The following is a 22,103-nucleotide window of genomic DNA, read 5'->3' on the forward strand; positions in this document are numbered from 1 at the left end:
TTGCGGGGTCCCGTCCCACCGGTTGCGGGGTCCCGTCCCACCGGTTGCGGGGTCCCGTCCCACCGGTTGCGGGGTCCCGTCCCACCGGTTGCGGGGTCCCGTCCCACCGGTTGCGGGGTCCCGTCCCCTCAGAAAGCGCCCGCGCACATCATGTGCGTGGGCGCTTTTCCGTTCGAGTAGCGGTGCCCCGACTTGGCGGACGAGACCCAACAAGGTTGTCGACGGGACCCCACAACACCCTGGACGGGACCCCACAAGCTAAGGGACGGGACCCCGCAACACCCGGGACGGGACCCCGCACCGGGAGGAGGCGAGAGTCGGTGTCTCAAGTTTGCACAGAGTGCAAACTTGCACTTAGTGTAATGGCGTGAGCACTTCATCCGATGCGCCGTCCCGCCGCGAGCTCAACAAGGCCGCGACGCGACAGTCGATCGTCCTCGCGACCGTGGGCCTTGCGCGCGAGCGCGGGCTCGGCGAGTTCACGGTCGAGGACGTCGCGGACGCCGCAGGCGTCTCCCGTCGCACGTTCTTCAACTACTTCTCGAGCGCCGAGGAGGCCATGGCCGCGCCGACGTTCGGCTTCCTCGACTCCGCGCTCGAGGGATTCCGCGCGCGCCCACAGGGCGAACCGCTCCTCGACTCAGCCATCGCGGTCCTCCTCGGAGTGGCCGACAACGAGTTCATTGAGCCCATGGCCGAATCGTTCATCGTCTCCCACGGACACGATCCGGTGACCCGCTACCAGCTCCAAGCCTTCGACGAGTGCAGCGAGAAGATCGTCGCCGCGATCCGCGAGCGCGAGGGCGAGACCCTCGACCCGATCTACATCCACGCGCTCGCCGGCTGCGTCATGTCCTGCGGCAAGGCCGCCCTCGAGGTCTGGCTCGCCGAGCGCGGCGGCGACCTCGCGCCGTCGTCCCTTGAGCGCCTCCGCGAGCTGCTCATCAGCTCGTTCGGCCACCTGAGGACGGGCTTCGCGGCCCGGTAGGCCGCCCGTTTCGCTTCCCAACCCACCCGTCCAGCCCGCCTCACCCATCCCGCCCGTCTCACCCAGAAGGCACCGATCATGGCTACCCTCCTCTATCGCCTCGGCCGCTTCGCCTACGACCGCCGCTGGCTCGTCCTCTCGGCCTGGATCGTGGTCCTCCTCGCCGTCGGCGGATCCGCCCTCGCGTTCCACGGCGCCCTGAGCAACACGTTCCAGATCCCCGGCACCGAGACCCAGCGCATGCTGGACAAGCTCAAGACGGACCTGCCCTCCTCCGCGGGCGGAAGCGCGAGCATCGTCTTCGAGTCCCCCGACGCCGCATTCACGCCCGCCCAGAAGCAGGGCATCAGCAACGCCCTGACCCAGATCAAGGGCCTGGACGGCGTCCAGAACGCCACCGACCCGTTCGCAACCCAGACCCAGCTCGACAACGCGGCCACTCAGGTGGCCAGCGGACAGAAGCAGCTCGCGGCCTCCGAGGCCCAGCTCGCCGCGGGACAGCAGCAGCTTGACGCCTCGGCGCAGCAGCTCGCCGCATCGAAGGCGCAGCTCGACGCGGGCCAGGCCCAGCTCGACGCCCAGAAGCAGGCCCTCGCCGCCCAGGGCATGTCTCCGGCAGCGGTCGCCCAGGCCACCGCGAGCGCGCAGGACAAGCTCGACGCCGGCCGGTCCCAGCTTGCCTCCGGCCAAGCGCAGTACGACGCCGCCAAGAAGAAGGCGGACGACGGCGCCGCGCAGCTCACGCAGGCGAAGGCCGACCTCGCGCTCGGCCAGCGTCAGGCCCAGGCCTCGCAGGGGCTCCGCTTCGTCTCGACCGACGGCAAGGCCGCGATCGCGACCATCCAGTTCACGAAGTCCACCGACGCCCTCCCCGCCGACCTTCGGCAGAAGGTGCAGGACCTCGCTGGCCAGGTCCCGGGCGTCCAGTCGCACGCGAGCAAGGAGCTCACGCAGGACATCTCGCAGCTCTTCGGCACCTCGGAGGCGACGGGCGTCATCATCGCCGCGATCGTGCTGCTCCTCATGCTCGGGACGTTCGTCGCCGCGGGCCTTCCGCTGCTCATGGCGCTCGTGGGCGTCGCAGTCGGCGTGGGCGGAACGTTCGCCCTGACCGGCCTCATCCAGATGAGCTCCACGACCCCCATGCTCGGGCTCATGCTCGGCCTCGCGGTGGGCATCGACTATTCGCTCTTCATCGTCAACCGGCACCGGACCCAGCTCCTGCACGGCATGCACCCCCGCGAGTCCGTCGCGCTGTCGATCGGCACCTCGGGCAACGCGGTCCTCTTCGCGGGCCTCACGGTGATCATCGCGCTCGCCGCGCTCGTAGTCCCGGGCCTGCCGTTCCTCGCCGTCATGGGCATCGCCGCGGCCGCCACGGTGGCCGTCTCCGTGCTCGTGGCGATCACGCTCCTCCCGGCCCTCCTCGCCTTCGCGGGCAAGCGCCTCATCTCCAAGCGGCGCTGGAAGAAGGCGGAGGCGCAGAACGCGCGGTTCGCCGGCCACGCCGAAGAGCGGGACGCGGCCGAGGCCCGCGAGGACCTGGTGAAGGCCGAGCGGGGCTGGGGCGCGTGGGTCACGCGGCACCCGTGGATTGCCCTCGTGGCGTCCGTGCTCGTCCTGGGTGCGCTCGCGCTCCCGGCGGCCCAGCTGCGGCTCGCCCTCCCCGACGGCGGCTCCGAGCCCGTCGAGTCGAGCGCCTACCAGGCCTACGACGCCACCGGGAAGTACTTCGGCCAGGGCATGACAGGGCCGATCGTGGTGGTTGGCGAGCTCCCGTCCGGCCTCGACGCGACCGCCGCGAAGACCAGGGAGTACGACGTCGCGGACCAGCTCCGCTCGGTCCAGGGCGTCACCGCCGCGGTCCCCGTCGCGCTGAGCGACGACCGCCGCACCGCGGTCTTCCAGGTCATCCCGACCGACGGCCCCGCGAGCGCCAGCACGGTGCAGGTGGTCCACGATCTCCGCGCGAAGGGGGCGCAGATCCAGAGCGCCACCGGCGTCACGATCGGCCTCACGGGACAGACCGCCGCGAACGTGGACGTCTCGTCCAAGCTCGCCGACGCCCTTCCGCCGTACCTCGCGATCGTCGTCGGACTCTCGCTCGTGCTCCTGCTCCTCGTGTTCCGTTCGCTCCTCGTGCCGCTCCTCGCGACCGGCGGGTTCCTCCTCTCCCTCGGGGCAGCGTTCGGCGCGGTGGTCGCGGTGTACCAGTGGGGATGGCTGGGCCAGGTGTTCGAGGTCTCGCACCCCGGCGCGGTGCTGAGCTTCCTTCCGATCCTGCTCATCGGCATCCTGTTCGGCCTCGCGATGGACTACCAGGTGTTCATCACGGCCGGCATCCGCGAGGCCTACGCGCATGGGCAGGAGGCGCACGTCGCGGTCAAGACGGGCTTCCGGCACGCGGCGCGCGTCGTGACGGCCGCCGCGATCATCATGGTGAGCGTCTTCGCGGGCTTCATCTTCAGCCACGTGACGATGATCCGGCCGCTCGGCTTCGCGCTCGCGCTCGGCGTCCTCCTGGACGCATTCCTGGTCCGCATGACACTCGTCCCGGCGGTCATGCGCCTCCTGGGCAAGGGCGCCTGGTGGCTCCCGCGCTGGCTCGGGCGGATCCTCCCGGACCTCGACATCGAGGGCGCGCGCCTCGAGCGGACGACGGCGGAGCCCACTCCGCGCGTCCCGGAGCCTGCCGGCCGCTAGGCCCCGCGACGAACTGCAGCGTTAGGCTGGACGGCGTGACTTCCACACCGTCCAGCCTTTCGCCGTCTCCGGGTCCCCTCGCGCCGCTCATCCTGGCCTCGAAGTCCCCTGCCCGCACGAAGCTCCTCGCGGAGGCCGGGATCCCGCACCGCATCGTCGTCTCGGCCATCGACGAGAATGCCATCACGGCCCAGCATCCCGAAGCGAGTCCGGCCGAGATCGCCCTCCTGCTCGCACGGTCCAAGGCGGAGGCCGTAGCGTCCCTCCCCGAGGCCGACGGCGCGCTCGTGCTCGGCTGCGACTCCGTGTTCGAGTTCGACGGCCACGCGCTCGGCAAGCCGTACACGCCCGACGTCGCCGTCGAGAGGCTGCGGGCCATGAGCGGCCGCGCGGGCGTGCTCCACACTGGCCATTGGCTCGTCGACTGCCGCGACGGAGTGGTCTCGAGCGAGGGCGAGCTCGCATCCGCGGGGGTCGAGTTCACCGAAATGGCCGACGACGAGATCGCCGCCTACGTCGCGACCGGCGAACCGCTCCACTGCGCCGGCTCGTTCACGATCGACGGCCTGGGCGGCGCGTTCCTCGCCCGAGTCGACGGCGACCCGCACACTGTCGTGGGCCTCTCGGTCTCGACCCTTCGGCTGCTGCTTTCCCGCGCCAAGGTGCGGATCACCGATTTCTGGGCTCCCGCCGTCGTGCGCTGAGCGGTTGCGCCCGTCCAAGGTGCGGATCACCGACTTCTGGGCCCCCGCCGTCGTGCGCTGAAATTTGTAGGACTCCGACAAAGGAATGGCCGGTCCCCCGCCGAATCCGCCATCAATATGGGCGATTCCGCCAAAGGGGCGTTAGGCTCTCGGACAGTACAGAACGGAGTAGCCTTGTCCCTCAACGCTGGAAGCACGTCCATCACGAAGGTGCTCATCGCGAACCGCGGTGAGATCGCCGTACGCGTCATCCGCGCGGCTCGCGACGCGGGGCTGGCCTCGGTCGCCGTCTACGCGGACCCGGACCGGGACGCGCTGCACGTGCGCCTGGCCGACGAGGCCTTCGCGCTCGGTGGGACGACGGCCGCCGAGTCGTATCTGGTCATGGACAAGATCCTCGACGCCGCCCGGCAGTCCGGCGCGGACGCCATCCACCCCGGCTACGGCTTCCTGTCCGAGAACGCGGAGTTCGCGCGCCGCGTCATCGAGGCCGGGCTGACCTGGATCGGTCCGTCGCCTGATGCGATCGCCGCGCTCGGCGACAAGGTGCGCGCCCGGCACATCGCGGAGAAGGTCGGCGCGCCGCTGGTTCCCGGCACGAAGGATCCCGTGGAGTCCGCGGCGGAGGTCCTCGAGTTCGCCCGCGAGTTCGGCCTGCCGGTCGCGATCAAGGCGGCCTACGGCGGCGGCGGCCGCGGCATCAAGGTGGCCCGTACGCTCGAGGAGATTCCCGAGCTCTACGACTCGGCCGTGCGCGAGGCCACGGCGGCGTTCGGCCGCGGCGAGTGCTTCATCGAGCGCTTCCTCGACGCCCCGCGCCACGTCGAGACGCAGTGTCTCGCCGATTCCGACGGCCACGTCGTGGTGGTCTCGACGCGCGACTGCTCGCTCCAGCGCCGCAACCAGAAGCTCGTCGAGGAGGCCCCGGCGCCGTTCCTCACGGAGGAGCAGACCAAGCGCCTCTACGAATCCTCGAAGGCGATCCTCAAGGAGGCCGGGTACCTCGGCGCCGGGACGTGCGAATTCCTCGTCGGCCAGGACGGCACCATCAGCTTCCTCGAGGTCAACACGCGCCTCCAGGTCGAGCACTGCGTCTCCGAGGAGGTCACGGGGCTCGACCTCGTGCGCGAGCAGTTCCGCCTGGCCCGCGGCGAGGCCCTCGGCTACGACGATCCCGAGATCCGCGGCCATTCCTTCGAGTTCCGGATCAACGGCGAGGACCCAGGCCGGAACTTCATGCCCGCACCCGGCACCGTCGAGACGCTCAAGTACCCGGCCGGCCCGGGCGTGCGCGTCGACTCCGGCATCGAGGCGGGCGAGGTCATCAGCGGCAACTTCGACTCGATGCTCGCGAAGCTCATCGTGACCGGCTCGAGCCGCGAGCAGGCGCTCGAGCGATCGCGCCGCGCGCTCGACGAGCTCGTCATCACGGGCATGCCCACGGTGGTCCCCTTCCACGCGGCCGTGGTGCGGGACGCCGCGTTCGCGCCGGCCTCGGGCCCCTTCAGCGTCCACACCCGCTGGATCGAGACGGAGTTCGAGAACGAGATCCCCGCGTGGTCGGGCGTGCCCGGCGCAGGCGCGGACGACGCCGGAGAGCGGCAGAGCGTCGTCGTCGAGGTGGGCGGCAAGCGCCTCGAGGTGACGATCCCGGCTGGCCTCGGCGGCGTGGCCCGGGCCAGCAAGGCCAAGGCCAAGAAGGCCCGCCCGCAGCGTGGTGGCGCGGCCTCGACGGCGGCGAGCGGGGACGCACTCACGGCGCCGATGCAGGGCACCATCGTCAAGGTGGCTGTCGAGAACGGCGAGCAGGTCGCGGAAGGCGATCTCGTCGTCGTCCTTGAGGCGATGAAGATGGAGCAGCCGCTCACGGCTCACCGCTCCGGCACCGTCCACGGCCTCACGGCCGCCCCGGGCCAGACGGTCGCGGCCGGCTCGGTGATCGCGACGATCGAGGACTGACCCCGCAACGCGACGGCAGGGACCCCGCAACACGAGGGACGGGACCCCACAACGAGAGGGACGGGACCCCACAACGAGAAGGTTCGTTGCGGGGTCCCGTCCCTTAGCTTGCGGGGTCCCGTCCCTTAGCTTGCGGGGTCAGGTTACGCCGCGATGTTGTCCTCGAAGTCCCGGTCGCGGGTCTCGCGCGTGAGGAACAGGGCGACGAGCGTCAGGAGCGCGGCGACGGCGAGGTAGACGCCCACGAGCACCGTGCTGCCCTTCCCGGCCTGCCACAGGGCGATCGCGACGAACGAGGCCGGCGCCGCGCCGATCACGGACGAGAGGTTGTACGCGATCGCCGAGCCCGTGTAGCGGACGTTCGCCGGGAACAGCTCGGGCAGGATCGCGGCCATGGGCCCGAACGTCGCGCCCATGAGCGTGAACCCAACGATGAGGCCGACCATCGCGGCGCCCGTGCCCGGCCCGAACATGAGCCCCCACGCGATGCCGAACGCGAAGATGCCGCCCGTGACCCACAGGAGGAACTTCCGCCGGCCGTACCTTTCGGCGAGCGGGCCCGAAACAACCGTGAAGACGCCGAAGAACACGACGCCGATGATGAGCATCCACAGGAACGTGCCCCTGTCGATCCCCAGCCCGGGCACGAAGGAGGCGGCGTCGAACGTCTTCCCCGCCTTCTCGGCGGCGGCCCGCGCCACCTCGGCCTTCGCGGGAGCCGTCCCATACGTGAGCGTGAAGCTCGTGGTCAGGTAGAACAGCACGTAGGTGGCCAGCATGATGAACGTGCCCGCGATGACGGCGCGCCAGTGGTGCTTGAACGTCGCGGCCAGCGGGACGCGGGCCACTTTGTCCTCCTCGAGGACCTTCTGGAACGACGTGCTCTCGACGAGCTTGAGCCGCACGTAGAGCCCGATCGCCACCATGACGACGCTGAACAGGAACGGGATGCGCCACCCGAAGTCCTCGAACTGCTTCGTGGTCAGGAAGCCGTTCATCACCACGTACATCGTGTTCGCGATGATGAAGCCGATCGGCGCCCCGAGCTGCGGGAACGTGCCCCACACCGCGCGCTTGCCCGCGGGCGCGTTCTCCGTCGCGAGGAGCGCCGCACCGGACCATTCGCCGCCGAGGGCGAGCCCCTGGAGGAAGCGGAGGACCACGAGCAGGAGCGGCGCGAGGACCACCCAGCCGGGCGTCGTGGCCGGCGGCAGGACCCCGATGAAGAACGTCGCGAGGCCCATGGTGAGCAGCGACGCGACGAGCGTGCCCTTCCGTCCGAGCTTGTCCCCGAAGTGGCCGAACACGATCGACCCGATGGGCCGCGCAAAGAAGGCGACGCCGAAGATCGCGAAGGAGGAGAGGATCGCGTTGATGTCCGTCGCGCCCGGGAAGAACAGCTTCGGGAAGACGAGGACGGACGCCGTCGCATACGCGTAGAAGTCGAAGAACTCGATCGTCGTTCCGATGAGACTCGAGAAGATCACCCGCCCGCGGGTGTTCGCGCTCTGCTGCGGCGTGGTTCTCTGCGGCTCGGCCGCCGATTCCTCGGCGACGGCTCGTGTGGCCATGGGTGCTGGTGCCTTTCGCATGCCGGACCCACCGTTGACACGGGTCCTGGGATTGTGCTCGGCCATCCTATGAACCGCGTCCACTGACCGGACATTCGGTCCATATAGCGGACATCACCTCACGCCTCACCGGGACCAGCCGTGAGGTGAGAGGTCGATGTCACGGCCTGTTTACACCCCGCGACGCTCGCGGAAACGCGCCGTTCCTAGCGTGGAACCAGATAAGTTCCCACGTCCAAGGAGCGCCCATGAGCACCGACCCCCAGATCACCGCCCGTGCCGGCACGGCGGAGCGGACGACGGCGGCCCCCGCCTCCCGCCCGAGCCTCGACTTCCGCGCGGGCCGCTGGATCGAACACTGGAACCCCGAGGACGCCACCCAATGGGAGCGCGAGGGCCGCGCGATCGCGCGGCGGAACCTCGCGTGGTCGATCTTCGCCGAGTTCCTCGGCTTCGTCGTGTGGCAGCTGTGGTCGATCGTCGTGGTCTCGCTCCCCGCGGCCGGCTTCAAGTTCGACACGTCGCAGGCATTCTGGCTCATCTCGATGCCGAGCCTCGTCGGCGCGACGCTCCGCATCCCGTACACGTTCATGGTGTCCCGCTTCGGCGGCCGGAACTGGACGATCGTCTCCGCGCTCCTGCTGCTCATCCCGACCGTCGGCCTCGCGGTCTGCGTGGCGAATCCCTCGACGCCGTTCTGGGCCATGCTCGCGGTCGCGGGCCTCGCCGGCTTCGGCGGCGGCAACTTCGCGAGCTCCATGGCCAACATCACGTTCTTCTTCCCGGCGAAGGAGAAGGGTTGGGCGCTCGGGCTCAACGCCGCCGGCGGCAACCTCGGCGCGGCGGTCTCGCAGCTCGCGGTGCCGATCGTGGTGAGCCTCACGGCCGTCGTCGTGACGGGCGCGGCGGGGACCGGCTCGACGCTTGCCATGGCGGGCCTCATGTGGGTCCCGTTCATTGTCATCGCCGCGTTCGGCGCGTGGCGGCGTATGGACAACCTCTCGAACGCGAAGGGCGATCTCGCGGGCTCGCTGGCCGCCCTCAGGGAGCCGCACCTGTGGGTCGTCGCGTTCCTCTACATCGGGACGTTCGGCTCGTTCATCGGCTTCGGCGGCGTCTTCCCCAAGCTCATCCACGACATCTTCCCCGCGTACTCGTCGTTCGCGCTCGGCCCGGCGGCGCTCTCCCTCGCGTTCCTCGGCCCGCTCGTCGGCTCGCTCTCCCGCCCCTACGGCGGCAGGCTCGCGGACCGCTTCGGCGGCGCGCGGATCACCGTCGCCTCCTTCGCGACGATGGCGGTCGTGACGCTCGCGCTCATCGCGACGCTTCCGGTCAAGAACTTCTGGCTCTTCCTCGTGCTGTTCCTCGCGCTGTTCGCCGCGAGCGGGATCGGCAACGGCTCGACCTACCGCATGATCCCGGTGATCTTCGCCCGGGCGAGCCGGGCCGCCCGGGCCGGCGCGGCGCCGTCGTACACGGCGCGGCTCTCCTCCGCCGCCCTCGGGCTCATCTCCGCCATCGGCGCGTACGGCGGCTTCGCCATCCCGCAACTGCTCGGCGCCTCGAGCACGGCGACGGGCTCCTACGTCCCCGCGTTCTACGGCTTCGTCGGCGCGTACGTGCTCATGCTCGTAGTGTCCTGGGCCTGCTACCTCCGCCGCGGGAGCACCGTGGCCCGGATGGGGGCCTGAGGTGCCCGGGCCCGGCGCCCCCGTGCAGGCCGCCCTGCCCGCGCAGGCCGCCCTGCCCACGGCGACGCACTGCCCCTACTGCGCCCTTCAATGCGGGATGAATCTCGCCCCCGCGGGCTCGGCCCGGACACCCGTCGAGGTGACCGCCCGGGACTTTCCGACCAACCGCGGCGGCCTGTGCCGCAAGGGCTGGACGTCCGCGGAACTCCTGCGGCACCCGGAACGGATCACCGAGCCGCTCGTGCGGGACGCCGAGGGCGTACTCCGCCCGGCGAGCTGGGAGGAGGCGCTCGGGCGCATCGCGGACGAGGTGCGCCGGGCCCAGGCCGCCCACGGACCGGACGCCGTCGGGATTTTCGGCGGCGGCGGCCTCACGAATGAGAAGGCCTACCTCCTCGGGAAGTTCGCCCGCGTGGCGCTCGGAACGTCGCGGATCGACTACAACGGCCGGTTCTGCATGTCCTCCGCGGCCGCCGCGGGCAACCGCGCGTTCGGGATCGACCGAGGGCTGCCGTTCCCGCTCGCCGACCTCGGCGCGGCGGATACGGTCCTCTTGCTCGGCTCCAACGTCGCCGAGACCATGCCGCCGTTCGTGCAGCACCTCGCGGGCGCGCGCGAGGCGGGCGGGCTCATCGTGGTGGACCCGCGGCACTCAGCGACGGCCCGGCTCACGGACGACGGCGCGGGCACTCACCTCGCGCCGGCCCCGCACACGGACCTGATCCTGCTCCTCGGCCTCGCCCACGTGGTGGTCAACGACGGCCTCCTCGACTCTCGGTACCTCGCCGAGCGCACCCAGGGACTCGAGGCCGTGATCCGCTCGGTGGCGCCCTGGTGGCCCGAGCGGGTCCAGGCTGCCACGGGCGTTCCCGCGGACCTTCTGCGCAGGACGGCGCACCGGCTTGCCGAGTCGGCGCGGACCGGCTCGTGCTACATCCTCACGGGCCGCGGCATCGAGCAGCACGCCGACGGCACGGACACCGTCACGGCGGCGATCAACCTCGCGCTCCTGCTGGGCCTGCCGGGCTCGCGCCGCGGCGGCTACGGGACCCTCACCGGCCAGGGGAACGGCCAGGGCGGCCGCGAACACGGGCAGAAGGCCGATCAGCTCCCCGGCTACCGCAAGATCACTGACCCCGAGGCCCGCGCCCACGTCGCACGAGTCTGGGGCGTGCCGGAGGCCAGCATCCCGGGTCCGGGGCTTCCCGCCGTCGAGCTTCTGCGCACCTTGGGAACGGACGACGGCGTGCGCGCCCTGCTCGTCCACGGCGCCAACGTCGTGGTCTCCGCGCCGGACGTGTCCGCGGTCCGCGAAGGGCTCCGGCGCCTCGATTTCCTCGCGGTGTCCGACTTCTTCCTGTCCGAGACGGCGCGCGAGGCCGACGTGGTGCTGCCGGTCCTCCAGTGGGCCGAGGAGGAGGGCACCATGACGAACCTCGAGGGGCGCGTCCTGCGGCGCCGCCGCGCCGTCGCGCCGCCGCCGGGCGCGCGGTCCGAGCTGTGGATCCTGAACCGGCTCGCGGAGCTGCTCGACGCGCCGTCGGCCTTCCCGACCGAGCCCGAAGTGGTTTTCGAGGAGCTCCGTGCCGCCTCGGCGGGCGGGCCTGCCGACTACTCGGGGATCTCCTACGGCCTCCTCGACGGGGGCGCCGAGGCGTATTGGCCGTATCCCGAGGGCTCCCAGGGCACGCCGAGGCTGTTCCTCGACCGGTTCGCGCACGACGACGGGCGGGCTCGGCTCGTCGCGGTGCGGGCCCAGTCGCCGGCGTGGTCGGGCTCCCGCCCCGCGGTCGAAGAGTTCCAGCTCGCGACCGGCCGCCTGCTCGAGCACTACCAGTCGGGCGCGCAGACCCGCCGCGTGGAGGCCCTGTCCGCCGCCCAGCCCGAGCCGCGGCTCCAGCTGCACCCAGCCCCTGCCGCGCGCCTGCGGATCGCGGCCGGCTCGTGGGTGCGGGTCACGCGCTCGGGCGGTGCCGCGCCGTCGGCTGTTTCCTCCTTGGACGGCGCGGCAGCGGCGATCGGCGCGGCAGCGGCGACCGACGCGGAAGCGGCGACGAGCCCCGAAGTGCTGTGCCAGGTCGAGCTCACGCTCGATATCCGCCCCGACACCGTGTTCCTGCCGTTCCACTTCCCGGGGCTCGCCGCAGCAAATCAGGTCACCGAGTCCCGCACCGACCCCATCTCGGGCATGCCCGAGTTCAAGACCACCCGAGTGCTCGTCGAGCCGACGGGCTTTCCGCCGGCGGACGCCGGACTCATCCACGCCCCACGAGAGGAGCGCCAGTGATTTTCGGCGCCGACCCGTCCCAGCCGCGGCCCGACGCCCCGGAGCGCATTGTCGTGGTGGGCTTCGGGCCAGTCGGCGCGCGCTTCGTCGACGAGCTGCGCCCGGCGACCCTCGCGGGCCTCGCGGAGGTGACGGTGGTCGGCGAGGAGGAGCAGGCGGCGTACAACCGCGTGCTCGTCGCCGATCTCGGTGTGGGGCGGACCACGCTCACGGCGATGCAGCTCGCCGACCGGGACGAGCTCGAGGTCGACGGCGTCCGGGTGCTCCTCGGCACGCGGGCGGCGCGGATCGACCGAAGCCGCCGTCGGCTGCACCTCTCGGACGGGACCACCGTCGCGTACGACAGGCTCGTCCTCGCGACCGGGGCCCGCGCCGCCGTCCCCAACCTCACTGGTCTCAACCCGGATCCGCTCCATCCCGTGCTCCCCCCGGGCGTCACGACACTGCGCGACCTCGCGGACGCCGAGCGGCTGGGCGAGGCCGTGCGCGGCGGGAGGCACATCGTGGTCCTCGGAGGCGGCGTGCTGGGCCTTGAGGCCGCGCTCGCGGCCTCCGAGGAGGGCGCGACGGTCACGGTCGTGCACCACGGCGAGAAGCCCCTCGGGCAGCAGATCGATCGGGCGGGCGGAGGGACGCTCTCCGCCGCCCTGCGCCGCCAGGGCCTGCGGCTCGCCCCCAATGCGCGGGCCAGGGGCATCGAGACGGGCGACGACGGCGCGTTCCGGGCGCTGCTCCTCGACGACGGCTCCGCGATCGACGGTGACCTCCTGGTCATCGCGTGCGGCGCGCGGCCGCGGCGCGAACTTGCCGAGGGCGCGGGCCTCGCGGTCGATCGAGGCATCCTCGTGGACCATCGGCTCGCCGCCGTCCACACGGAGCACGTCTTCGCGATCGGCGACTGCGCGGAGATCCGCTGCCCCGACCCTTCGTGCGCGGCGTGCGCGCATCAGCCGGGCCCGAGCGGCCTCATCGCCCCGGGATGGCGCCAGGCCGACTGGCTCGCCGCCTCCATCCGGGCCCGGCTCCTCGGCGATTCCGCCCCCGCTCCCCTGCCCGAGGAGCGGCCCGGCGTCATCCTGCTCAAGGCGCGCGGGGTGAACCTCGCCGTCGCGGGAGACGCGCAGACGGATCCGTGGGACACCGTCGCGTGGGACGCGGATCAGGCCGCGGGCCGCGGGCCGCTCGAGGTTTCGTTGTGGGCGGATCCGGCGCACGGCCGCTACGTGAAGATGTGCACGCGGGACGGAGTCCTCGAGGGCTTCATCGCGCTCGGCATGCCCCGCGCCGCGGCCGAGCTCACCCTCCTGTTCGGGAGCGGTTCCGAACTCCCCGCCGACCGCTCGGTGATCCTCCGCCTCGACGGGCCGGAGAGCTCGCTCGGCGCGCCGGGCTCCGCCGCCGGCCCAGAATCGACGCTGTGCCGCTGCGCCGGCGTGAGCCGGGGAACGGTCCAGGAGGCCATCGTGGGCGGCTGCTCGACCGTGGAGTCGGTCTCGAAGGAGACCCGCGCCGGAACCGGCTGCGGCGGCTGCAAGGACGGCGTCCGCGAGCTCATCGAGCAGCACTTCGCCGCCGTCGGGGCCTGATCGGGGCGCGCCGCTCTGGACCCTTCGGGGCCCGGCGGTCTCAAGAAACCTCAGGGCGGCCCGGCGATCTCAAAAAAACGGCGCCGAAAAATTTGTTTGGCGTAACCTTTCGCGCCGCCCCGGCGATTACCTCGTTGGAAGCCGGGACGGACTGTCCCCCAGCCCGGCTTTGCTCTGTCCCAGCAGCTGGGCCGGGCTGGAACCTTCCCCCAGTTGTTCCAGCCCGGCCGGGCCCGGGTTCTCGGTCCCGCGGCTGTGACTTCCTTACTGGACGTTCCTAGACGTCGTAGAAGACCCGGCTGACCACGCCGGGCCCGTTGACCGTGAGCTCCTGGTAGGAGCTGGCCTGGATCCGGCCCACCCCGTAGTTCAACTCATAGGTCCAGAGCGTGCGGCACATGCCCCTGCCGCCGCCGATCAGGAAGTGGCTCGTGCTCCCATTCACAAAGCCCAGCGGGTAATACTGTGAAGCAGCGTGCTGGCATGACTGGGTGTTCAGGACGACACCGCTCCCGGTCTGGTAGCTGAAGTCTTGCCGAAGGCTGAAGAGAAGCAGACCGAAAGATCGAATCTGGTGGACGTAGGACGCCCGGACGTTGTACGACGTTGACATCGGAGCAAGGGTTCGGGTCTTGCCCGCCGGAAGCTCGCTCGTTGACTCGGAGATCCCCTGGGCCTTGCGCTGCGCGGGGGTTCCGCCGACGATAGCCTGCTGAAAGGTCGGGTCATTGAACTTGGCGATCGCTTCGCCCTGCCTCTCGGCGCTCCACGACCTGAAAATCCTCAGGTTCTCCGCCGCAGCTGAGTCCGTGATCGCCTTGACTCTCAGGAACTCGATGTATCCAGAGGCGGTCAGCGGCCCCTGAACGCTCTTGACGGTGCTATTCGCCGGCACTGGAGCGGCATTTCCAGCGACGGCCGTGACGGCAACCATACCCATCGAAATGCCCAGCGCGAGAACCGCCTTTGCTATACCAGTATTCATTTTCAGCCCCCCACTTTCGGTGATTACTGACGTGCTAGGTTCTTCAGTGAATCACATCTGGAAATCGTGGCGGTAGTGAACCAAGAAAGGTACCGAATCGGGTATGAGAGTGAGCGCCGGGGGACTACTCACTAATCTTCGACGTGGGTCATGGAGTACTGCGTGCTCGCCGCCCTCCAGGACAATCCGGCTTACGTCTATCAGCTTGAACGCCTGATGTCCGCACAAGGCGTCATTGCCGGACCAGAGAGCAGCCTGTACCCCGTGATGACCCGCCTGCTCCGCATGGGCCACGTCTCGGCAAGCTGGAAACCCTCCGCATCAGGTCCACCGAGAAAGTACTACCGCATCACCGAGAAAGGACAGGGCGCGCTTGAAGAATTCAAAATTGTTTGGCCAGTATTCAGCGATTTCGTTTCAAACACCATGAATAGATCTCATCATGCAGAGAATTACGCGGCCCCCGAATGAAGAAATCTTAGGCGAGGCCACCAAGGCAGGCCGAATTGTCCGCCCGTGGAAGACTATGATTCTGGCTTTGGCCGTCGGCATCATAGCGATCACGGCCTTCGCCCTGAGCCTGAGCTCTTCAGACGGCCCCGCCGAGCCGATCGTCTCAACGCCGGCGTCCACTGCAGCGAACGGGAATTGACAATGGAGACCGCAATCGTTCTTAGTTTCGCCCTCTTTGTCATCGCTGCAGTCGCGGCAATTCTGATCGTCCGCGGGGTGATCCTGTGGATGCACAAGAGGCGCTCGATTCGTAGGCACACAGATGCTACGAGCCGCGACGGGGCTGGCCCGTAGCCCGGACTTTGGCTGCTCTGGGCGTTCTGGACGTTCTGCTCCGACAGCGCAATTCTTTCGACCGCGCACTCTTTCTTCGAGGGAGCACCTTTCCACGCCGCGAAACGTGCGCTCTCGCATCAGAGGTGCATCTTCGCGCCGACCGTCCGCTCTGGACCTAATCCTCGACCACGTCCTCGAGCGAGCCGACGGCCTCCGCCAGGCTCAGGTCGGGGCTTGCAGCGATGAAGGGCAGCAGCAGCCGCTCCTCCTGCCCGACGTGCAGGGCGAAGACCCTCGAAATAGCCATTCCGATGGCCGCAGCCCTTGCGCCCTCGGCGCCGCGCAGTTCGTCCGCGAGACCGACGAGGGTCTGATGCTCCTGGAGGAGCGCCTCGACCAGCAGCCCCGCCTCGCCGGTCCCGTGCGCGCCCGAATACAGCGGGCCCTCCTCGGCGAGCATGTGGGGAATGAGCTCGTCCTCGCACCAGGACACGAGGTTGGCTTGCTCATCGTGCGCGGTGCTCCGTGCGCCGGCCTCGACGGCGGCGAGGAGCGACCCCGTGAGGCCGCGAACCCGTTCAAGCATGCGGTCGTGACGGAACCCGAGGGCTGCCGCTGCCTCCCCGACCGTATGGTGATTGCGTTCCATGGCGTCATCATGCGACGCGGTTCGAGACCCCTCAAGGGCCGAGCCTGCTCACTCCCGAGCCGAGGCCGCACGTTCAGGCCTCCGCGGCGAGGAAGTCGAGCGCGATCTGCACCTCGAGCCGGGCGCCGAGGGTGAGTGCGGACTCCATGACGTTGAACTTCGGATGGTGGTTCTGGAACGGGAAGCCCTCGGACTCGTCGCCTCCACCGAGGAAGACGAAGCAGCCGGGCACGCGGGCCGCGTACACGGAGAAGTCCTCGCTCCCGCTCGTGGCCGGCCCCCACTCGATCTGGCCCTCGCCGAGGGCCGTGGCCGCCGCGGCGAACGCGAGCTCCGCCGCGCCGTCGTCGTTCTGGATCGCGTCGTAGCCCGGCTCCCAGTCGAGTCTGTAGGTCGCGCCGTGGACCGCGCACACGCCCGCGATCACCTCGTGCACGCGCCGTCGCACGGTCTCGCGGTCCTCGGGATCGGTTGTGCGGACGGAGAGGGCGAGCCGCGCCGTGTCGGGGATGATGTTGGGCGCTTCCCCCGAGTTGAAGGCCCCGACCGTCACCACCGCGAAGTGGTCCGGCGCGATGGAGCGGGACACGACCGTCTGCAGCGCGAGCACGATCTCCGAGCCGACCACCACGGGGTCGATGCCGTGCTGGGGCATCGACCCGTGGGAGCCTCGGCCCTGGATGGTGAGCATCCCGCCGTCGTACGCGGTCGAGGCCGCGCCACGCGTAATGGTGGCCGTCCCCGCCTTCTGATTCCGGACGTGAAGTCCGAACACCCCGTCGACGTCTTCGAGCGCCCCCGCCGCAACGATCTCGACAGCGCCGCCGGGCGGATGCTCCTCGGCGTGCTGGAAGAGGAACTTCACGTTCCCCGCGAGCTCGTCGCGCAGGCCGGCGAGCGTCTTGGCGGCGGCGAGCAGCATCGCGGTGTGCGTGTCGTGACCGCACGCGTGCATGACTCCCGGATTCCGGGACGCGAACGGCTCGCCGGTCTCTTCCTCCAGGGGGAGGGCGTCCATGTCGGCGCGCAGGGCCACGGTCCTGCCGGGCCGGGCGCCGCGGAGGAGGCCGACCACGCTCGTGGGCGACGGTCTCGTCACCTCGAGGCCGAAGCCCTCGAGGAGCGTCGCCACAAGGCCCGAGGTCCGGGTCTCGTGGTAGCTCAGCTCGGGGTTGGCGTGGATGTCACGCCGCAGCGCAACGAGGGACTCTTCGTCGATCTCCCAGTTCACGCACCCAAACCTACGCCCGATACCGCTACATGTGGACGTGCAGCCGGCGTGCCGCCTCGGAGATCGAGCCGGACAGCGACGGATACACCGCGTAGGTCGCCGCGACGTCGTCGACGTGGAGGCTCTGCTCCACCGCGATGGCGAGGCCGAAGATGAGCTCGGACGCGTTCGAACCCATGACGACGGCGCCGATGACCGTGCCGGTCCCCTTGCGCGCGATCACCTTCACGAAGCCGTCCGTCGAGTTGCGCATCTTGGCGCGCGCGTTGCTCTTGAGCCGCAGGGTGATCACGTCCCCCGCGACCTTCCCGCTCGTGACATCCGCCTCGGAGACGCCCACGGAGGCGATCTCGGGCGAGGTGAAGATGTTCGACGCAACGTGGTTGAGGTTGAGCGGCATGACCCGGTCCCCGAGGAAGTGCGCCACCGCGATGCGCCCCTGCATGGCCGCGACCGAGGCGAGCGCGAGCACGCCCGTGCAGTCCCCCGCCGCATAGACGTTGATCGCCGTGGTGCGGGAGACGCCGTCGACCTTGATGTGTCCGCTCTCCGAAAGTGCGATGCCTGCCTCTTCGAGGCCGATGCCCGCGGTGTTCGGGATGGAGCCGACGCACACGAGGCAGTGCGAGCCGGTCACCTTCGTGCCGTCGCCGAGGACGACGGCGACGCCGTCCCCCGTGCGCTCGACGGCGGCCGCGCGGGTGCGGGAGAGGACGTTGACGCCGCGGCGCGCGAAGACCTTCTCGAGCAGCTCGGCGCCGTCCTCGTCGTTGCCGGGGAGCACCCGATCGCGCGAGGACACGAGCGTGACCTTCGCGCCCAGGCCGTTGTACGCCGAGGCGAACTCGGCGCCGGTCACGCCCGAGCCCACCACGATGAGGTGCTCGGGGACCTCGTCCAGCTCGTAGAGCTGGGTCCAGTTGAGGATCCGCTCGCCGTCGTAGCGCGCCGTGGGGAGCTCCCGCGGGTGGGCGCCGACGGCGAGGATGACGGCGTCCGCGTCGATCGGCTCGACACCGTTCGCCGTCGTCGCCTCGATCGTGTGCGGGCCCGAGAGGCGGCCCGAGCCCTCGACAATGCGCACGCCGAGCTGCTCGAGCCCGGAGCGGATGTCCTGCGACTGCTGCCGGGCGAGGCCCAGGAGGCGCTCGTTGATGGCGCGCAGGTCGGCGTGCCGGATGAGCCCACCGTCGGTGTGGCCGAGGTGGATGCCCAGGGCGGCTGCCTCCTCGACGCGAGTCATGAGGTCGGAGGAGGCAATCAGGGTCTTCGAGGGGACGACGTCCGTGAGGACGGCCGAGCCGCCCAAGCCCGAACGCTCGACGACGGTCACGCGCGCGCCGAGCGACGCGGCGACGGACGCCGCCTCGTAGCCGCCGGGGCCACCGCCGAGGATCGCGATGTGGGGAACGCTGAAATCGGGGTTCATCGTCACGGACACCCATTGTGCCCTGACCATGCCGCACCCCACCACCGCGTACGCCACTCACCCGCGTGATCTCGGGCACTTCCGCCGCGTCACGCACCCGCGGCGGGCGCGGAAAGGTCCGGACCGCACTCGGACCGGCGCCGTGTGAGAGGTGCCACCCCGGGTCCGCATTGGTAGGTTCTTCCTGTGACAACTACTGAGCCTGTGACGGCTCCCGACCCCGAGTCGCCTTCTGCGCCCTTCCAGCTGGCCCAGGCTGCCGCCGACCACCTTGCGCGGGCCACCGGCGTGCCTTCGCATGACATCGCACTCGTGCTCGGATCCGGCTGGGGCGCCGCCGCGGACCTCATCGGCGAGGTCACCGCGACCGTCCCCGCAGACGAGGTCCCGGGCTTCTCTGCCCCGGCCGTCGAGGGACACGTGGGGACGATCCGCTCCGTCCTCACCCCCGAGGGCAAGCGCGCGCTCGTGCTCGGCGCCCGCACGCACTACTACGAGGGCAAGGGCGTGCGCGCCGTGGTCCACGGCGTGCGGACGGCTGCCGCTGCCGGCTGCCGCGTGCTCGTCCTGACCAACGGCTGCGGAGGGCTCAACCCCGCGTGGCAGCCCGGAACCCCCGTGCTCATCAGCGACCACATCAACCTCACGGCCACGTCGCCGCTCGAGGGCCCGACGTTCGTGGACCTCACCGATCTCTATTCGAGCCGCCTCCGGGACGTGGCCCGGGAGGTCGATCCGACGCTCGACGAGGGCGTCTACGCCCAGTTCCCCGGGCCGCACTACGAGACTCCGGCCGAGGTCCAGTACGCGAAGCGCATCGGCGCGGACCTCGTCGGCATGTCCACCGCGCTCGAGGCCATCGCGGCCCGCCACGCGGGGCTCGAAGTCTTCGGGATCTCGCTCGTCACGAATCTCGCCGCGGGCATCAGCCCCGTGCCGCTGAGCCACGAAGAGGTCATCGAGGCGGGCCGCGCGGCCGGGCCGCGGATCTCGAGGCTCCTGGCCGACGTCATCGCGAAACTCTGAAGGGACCTGGGGACACTATGAGCGCAACTCCCGCTGGATTCGAGGAGCTGCGGAGCACAGCCGAGGCGTGGGCCGAGGCCGATCCGGACCCTGAAACAGCCGCGCAGCTCCGGACGACGCTCGAGCAGGCGGCCGACGGGCAGGCCGTCGCCTACCAAGAGCTCGTCGACGCGTTCGGCGGGACGCTCCAGTTCGGCACGGCCGGGCTGCGCGCCGCGCTGGGCCCCGGGCCGAACCGCATGAACCGCGTCGTCGTGCGCCGGGCGGCCGCCGGGCTCGCGGAGTTCGTGGGCCGGCGGGTCGCCGAGGCGCACCCGGGCGGAGAGGACGACGGCGGCCGGCCGCGCGCCGTCGTCGGCTTCGACGCGCGCAAGAACTCCGATGCCTTCGCCCTCGAGACGGCGGCGGTCTTCACGGCCGCGGGCATCGAGACGTTCCTCATGCCGGGTCCGCTCCCGACCCCCGTGCTCGCGTACGCACTGCGCACGCTGGGCTGCGACGTGGGCGTCATGGTGACGGCCAGCCACAACCCGCCGCAGGACAACGGCTACAAGGTGTACCTCGGCGGCCGGACGGTCGAGGAGGAGGGCCGGGGCGCGCAGATCGTCGCGCCCGTCGACGCCGAGATCGCGAGCCTCATCGCCGAGGTCGGGCCGGTGGGCGAGATCACGCTCGCCGAGTCGGGCTGGACCATGCTCCCGGCGAGCATCGCCGCGGACTACCGCGCCGCCGTCGTCCGTCTGGCCGAGCCCGAGCGCTTCGGCGCCCGGGACCTCAGGATCGTGCTCACCCCGCTGCACGGCGTGGGCGGGACCACGGCGCTCGGCGTGCTGCGCGAGGCAGGCTTCGAGGACGTGACGCTCGTGGCCGAGCAGGCCGTGCCCGATCCCGGCTTCCCGACCGTTGCGTTCCCGAACCCCGAGGAGCCCGGCGCGCTCGACCTCGCGCTGGCTGCCGCAGCTGAGGCCAGCGCGGATCTCGTCATCGCCAACGACCCGGACGCGGACCGCTGCGCCGTCGCCGCCGTCGATCCCGCGAGCGGCGAGTGGCGCATGCTCCGCGGCGACGAGGTGGGCGCCCTCCTGGGCGCGCACGTGGTGCGCCGCCTGGGCCTCACGGACGACGCCGGGCGGGCGGCTGGCGCTGGTCCCGTGGACGGCGTGTTCGCGAACTCGATCGTCTCGTCGCGCCTCCTGGGCCGCATCGCGGACGCCGCGGGGATCGCGCACCGCGAGACGCTCACGGGGTTCAAGTGGATCTCCCGCGTCCCGGGGCTCGTGTACGGCTACGAGGAGGCGCTCGGCTATTGCGTCGCGCCGGAGCTCGTCAAGGACAAGGACGGGATCTCCGCTGCACTGCTCGTGGCCGAGCTCGCGGCGGATGCGAAGTCACAGGGTCTGAGCCTGTTCGACCGGCTCGACGCCCTGCATGTGCGCCACGGCGTGCACCTCACGGACCAGTTGAGCGTGCGCGTCGCCGATCTCGGGCTGCTCGGCGCCATGATGGTGCGCCTGCGGGAGAACCCGCCGGCCGCGTTTGCCGACTCCCCCGTCGAGCTCGCCGTCGACCTATCCGAGGGCTCCGCCGAGCTCCCGCCGACGGAGGGGCTGCTCTGGGTGACGCGCGATGCGACGCGCGTGATCGTGCGGCCCAGCGGCACGGAGCCGAAGCTCAAGTGCTATCTCGAGGTGATCCGCCCGGTGGACAGCTCGGCCGAGCTCGCGGAGGCCCGCCAGGCCGCGCGACAGGCGATGGACGCGGCGCTCGAGGACGTGCGCGAGGCGCTCGGCCTGTAGGCGGGACGGGACCCCGCAACACTAGGGACGGGACCCCACAACACCACGGACGGGACCCCGCAACGTTGTGGGGTCCCTGGCACCTCGTTGTGGGGTCTCTTGCTGGCCGGCTCAGGCCGCGATCTGGACGATGCCGTCCACCACGCGCGCCGGGAACGCGGGAAGCGGCGACCCGTCGGCGTCGAGCCGCTCGCCCGTGCGGAGGTCGTAGACCTGCTTGAGCAGCGGGGACGCGATCGTGGGTCGGTCGCCGCGCGAGCCGACGATGCCCCGGGCCATCACGTGGGCCGCGGTCGCGGGATCGCGCTGGTCCACCGCGTAGACCTCGCCGGACGGGAGGCGGAAGACCGCCACCTGTCGGCCAGCGATGAGAGCGGCTTCCCCCCAGTTGGGCTCCAGGTCGCTCAGGTTGCACACGCTGTGCCACATCGGCAGGGCCGTCGCCGTCGAGGCTTCAAGGGCGTCGAGGTCGTTCAGCACGGAGATGCCGCTGGGTGCAGAAGCTGTGATCGTCATGCTCCAACGCTAGATAGCGCCCCGTTTCCGCTGGGTTGACCTTGTGTCACGCGGACGTAAAACCGGGCTCACCGATCACGAAACGTCACTGTGACAGCGAAGTTAATCGGCCGTTACACCCGGGCAACTGATGCGAAATCGCCGCTTCCTAGGCTGGACGAAACCCCGCCGGGCAGTCCGGCGCCCTTCGACG

At 70.6% G+C, this 22,103-nt stretch carries 16 protein-coding genes, 1 other RNA gene and 1 pseudogene; 10 read left to right on the top strand and 8 right to left on the bottom strand.

Annotated features, from left to right (window positions below; all coding sequences use genetic code 11):
* Window positions 1-445: 445 nt before the first annotated feature.
* Window positions 446-496, top strand: a pseudogene (locus tag E6A26_RS18125) (hypothetical protein); the annotation flags it as partial.
* 144 nt (window positions 497-640) lie between these two features.
* Here the strand turns inward: E6A26_RS18125 and E6A26_RS17845 are convergent.
* Entirely contained in the window at window positions 641-832 is a 192-nt protein-coding gene (locus E6A26_RS17845) for a hypothetical protein (RefSeq protein ID WP_136609985.1), read from the bottom strand.
* Between the two features lie 99 nt (window positions 833-931).
* An RNA gene (locus E6A26_RS04485) (hammerhead ribozyme type II) lies at window positions 932-1,004 on the bottom strand.
* A gap of 62 nt (window positions 1,005-1,066) precedes the next feature.
* Here E6A26_RS04485 and E6A26_RS04490 point away from each other — a divergent pair.
* The 3 genes from E6A26_RS04490 (at window position 1,067) to E6A26_RS04500 (ending at window position 6,354) form a co-directional block, all read left to right on the top strand.
* Window positions 1,067-3,691, top strand: coding sequence for an MMPL family transporter (locus E6A26_RS04490; RefSeq protein ID WP_136609986.1), 2,625 nt, complete (start codon window positions 1,067-1,069; stop codon window positions 3,689-3,691).
* A gap of 35 nt (window positions 3,692-3,726) precedes the next feature.
* Window positions 3,727-4,395, top strand: coding sequence for a Maf family protein (locus E6A26_RS04495; RefSeq protein WP_136609987.1), 669 nt, complete (start codon window positions 3,727-3,729; stop codon window positions 4,393-4,395).
* Between the two features lie 117 nt (window positions 4,396-4,512).
* Window positions 4,513-6,354 carry an acetyl/propionyl/methylcrotonyl-CoA carboxylase subunit alpha gene (locus tag E6A26_RS04500; RefSeq protein WP_136609988.1) on the top strand — a complete coding sequence of 614 codons (1,842 nt, stop codon included), beginning with the start codon at window positions 4,513-4,515 and terminating at the stop codon, window positions 6,352-6,354.
* A 143-nt stretch (window positions 6,355-6,497) separates the two neighbouring features.
* On the opposite strand, the gene E6A26_RS04505 is transcribed toward E6A26_RS04500, so the two are convergent.
* Window positions 6,498-7,925 carry an MFS transporter gene (locus tag E6A26_RS04505; RefSeq protein ID WP_136609989.1) on the bottom strand — a complete coding sequence of 476 codons (1,428 nt, stop codon included), beginning with the start codon at window positions 7,923-7,925 and terminating at the stop codon, window positions 6,498-6,500.
* 248 nt (window positions 7,926-8,173) lie between these two features.
* On the opposite strand from E6A26_RS04505, the gene E6A26_RS04510 reads away from it, so the two are divergent.
* The 3 genes from E6A26_RS04510 (at window position 8,174) to E6A26_RS04520 (ending at window position 13,489) form a co-directional block, all read left to right on the top strand.
* The gene (locus E6A26_RS04510) at window positions 8,174-9,616 is read left to right on the top strand and encodes an MFS transporter (RefSeq protein ID WP_136609990.1); all 1,443 of its coding nucleotides are present in this window, start codon (window positions 8,174-8,176) and stop codon (window positions 9,614-9,616) included.
* A gap of 97 nt (window positions 9,617-9,713) precedes the next feature.
* A complete protein-coding gene (locus E6A26_RS04515) occupies window positions 9,714-11,903 on the top strand; it encodes a molybdopterin oxidoreductase family protein (protein WP_211128955.1) in 2,190 nt (729 codons plus the stop codon).
* On the top strand, window positions 11,900-13,489 hold the full coding sequence (locus E6A26_RS04520) for an FAD-dependent oxidoreductase (RefSeq protein WP_234865031.1): 1,590 nt from the start codon (window positions 11,900-11,902) through the stop codon (window positions 13,487-13,489). The genes E6A26_RS04515 and E6A26_RS04520 overlap by 4 nt, the downstream gene beginning before the upstream one ends.
* A gap of 277 nt (window positions 13,490-13,766) precedes the next feature.
* Here the strand turns inward: E6A26_RS04520 and E6A26_RS04525 are convergent, their stop codons facing one another.
* Window positions 13,767-14,474, bottom strand: a complete 708-nt coding sequence (locus E6A26_RS04525) for a hypothetical protein (RefSeq protein WP_136609992.1) — start codon at window positions 14,472-14,474, stop codon at window positions 13,767-13,769.
* Between the two features lie 162 nt (window positions 14,475-14,636).
* On the opposite strand from E6A26_RS04525, the gene E6A26_RS04530 reads away from it, so the two are divergent.
* Window positions 14,637-14,945 carry a PadR family transcriptional regulator gene (locus tag E6A26_RS04530; protein WP_168928667.1) on the top strand — a complete coding sequence of 103 codons (309 nt, stop codon included), beginning with the start codon at window positions 14,637-14,639 and terminating at the stop codon, window positions 14,943-14,945.
* Window positions 14,946-15,438: 493 nt separating this feature from the next.
* Here E6A26_RS04530 and E6A26_RS04535 read toward each other — a convergent pair whose 3' ends face one another.
* The 3 genes from E6A26_RS04535 to E6A26_RS04545 all read right to left on the bottom strand — a co-directional run bounded on the left by E6A26_RS04535 (window position 15,439) and on the right by E6A26_RS04545 (window position 18,578).
* On the bottom strand, window positions 15,439-15,912 hold the full coding sequence (locus tag E6A26_RS04535; protein WP_136609994.1) for a hemerythrin domain-containing protein: 474 nt from the start codon (window positions 15,910-15,912) through the stop codon (window positions 15,439-15,441).
* Between the two features lie 73 nt (window positions 15,913-15,985).
* Window positions 15,986-17,143 (bottom strand): M20 metallopeptidase family protein, encoded by a 1,158-nt coding sequence (locus tag E6A26_RS04540; RefSeq protein ID WP_136609995.1) that lies wholly within the window; start codon window positions 17,141-17,143, stop codon window positions 15,986-15,988.
* Between the two features lie 25 nt (window positions 17,144-17,168).
* The gene (locus tag E6A26_RS04545) at window positions 17,169-18,578 is read right to left on the bottom strand and encodes an NAD(P)H-quinone dehydrogenase (RefSeq protein ID WP_136609996.1); all 1,410 of its coding nucleotides are present in this window, start codon (window positions 18,576-18,578) and stop codon (window positions 17,169-17,171) included.
* A 180-nt stretch (window positions 18,579-18,758) separates the two neighbouring features.
* Between E6A26_RS04545 and E6A26_RS04550 the strand changes: the two genes are divergently transcribed.
* Window positions 18,759-19,598, top strand: a complete 840-nt coding sequence (locus E6A26_RS04550) for a purine-nucleoside phosphorylase (RefSeq protein WP_234865033.1) — start codon at window positions 18,759-18,761, stop codon at window positions 19,596-19,598.
* 17 nt (window positions 19,599-19,615) lie between these two features.
* Window positions 19,616-21,394: a phospho-sugar mutase gene (locus E6A26_RS04555; protein WP_136609997.1), complete on the top strand. Its 1,779-nt coding sequence runs from the start codon at window positions 19,616-19,618 to the stop codon at window positions 21,392-21,394.
* A 111-nt stretch (window positions 21,395-21,505) separates the two neighbouring features.
* Here the strand turns inward: E6A26_RS04555 and nirD are convergent, their stop codons facing one another.
* The gene (gene nirD, locus E6A26_RS04560; protein ID WP_211128946.1) at window positions 21,506-21,910 is read right to left on the bottom strand and encodes a nitrite reductase small subunit NirD; all 405 of its coding nucleotides are present in this window, start codon (window positions 21,908-21,910) and stop codon (window positions 21,506-21,508) included.
* Between the last annotated feature and the right edge of the window lie 193 nt (window positions 21,911-22,103).

The sequence above is a fragment of the Sinomonas albida genome, from assembly GCF_004919045.1.
GTDB classification, from domain to species: domain Bacteria; phylum Actinomycetota; class Actinomycetes; order Actinomycetales; family Micrococcaceae; genus Sinomonas; species Sinomonas albida.

Bases quoted from the DNA above. Each gene is read 5' to 3' on its own strand.
- E6A26_RS04555 (WP_136609997.1), top strand. From the start codon at position 19,616: ATGAGCGCAACTCCCGCTGGATTCGAGGAGCTGCGGAGCACAGCCGAG.
- nirD (WP_211128946.1), bottom strand. From the start codon at position 21,910: ATGACGATCACAGCTTCTGCACCCAGCGGCATCTCCGTGCTGAACGAC.
- E6A26_RS04510 (WP_136609990.1), top strand. From the start codon at position 8,174: ATGAGCACCGACCCCCAGATCACCGCCCGTGCCGGCACGGCGGAGCGG.
- E6A26_RS04535 (WP_136609994.1), bottom strand. From the start codon at position 15,912: ATGGAACGCAATCACCATACGGTCGGGGAGGCAGCGGCAGCCCTCGGG.
- E6A26_RS04490 (WP_136609986.1), top strand. From the start codon at position 1,067: ATGGCTACCCTCCTCTATCGCCTCGGCCGCTTCGCCTACGACCGCCGC.
- E6A26_RS04505 (WP_136609989.1), bottom strand. From the start codon at position 7,925: ATGGCCACACGAGCCGTCGCCGAGGAATCGGCGGCCGAGCCGCAGAGA.
- E6A26_RS04525 (WP_136609992.1), bottom strand. From the start codon at position 14,474: ATGAATACTGGTATAGCAAAGGCGGTTCTCGCGCTGGGCATTTCGATG.
- E6A26_RS04515 (WP_211128955.1), top strand. From the start codon at position 9,714: ATGAATCTCGCCCCCGCGGGCTCGGCCCGGACACCCGTCGAGGTGACC.
- E6A26_RS04500 (WP_136609988.1), top strand. From the start codon at position 4,513: ATGGGCGATTCCGCCAAAGGGGCGTTAGGCTCTCGGACAGTACAGAAC.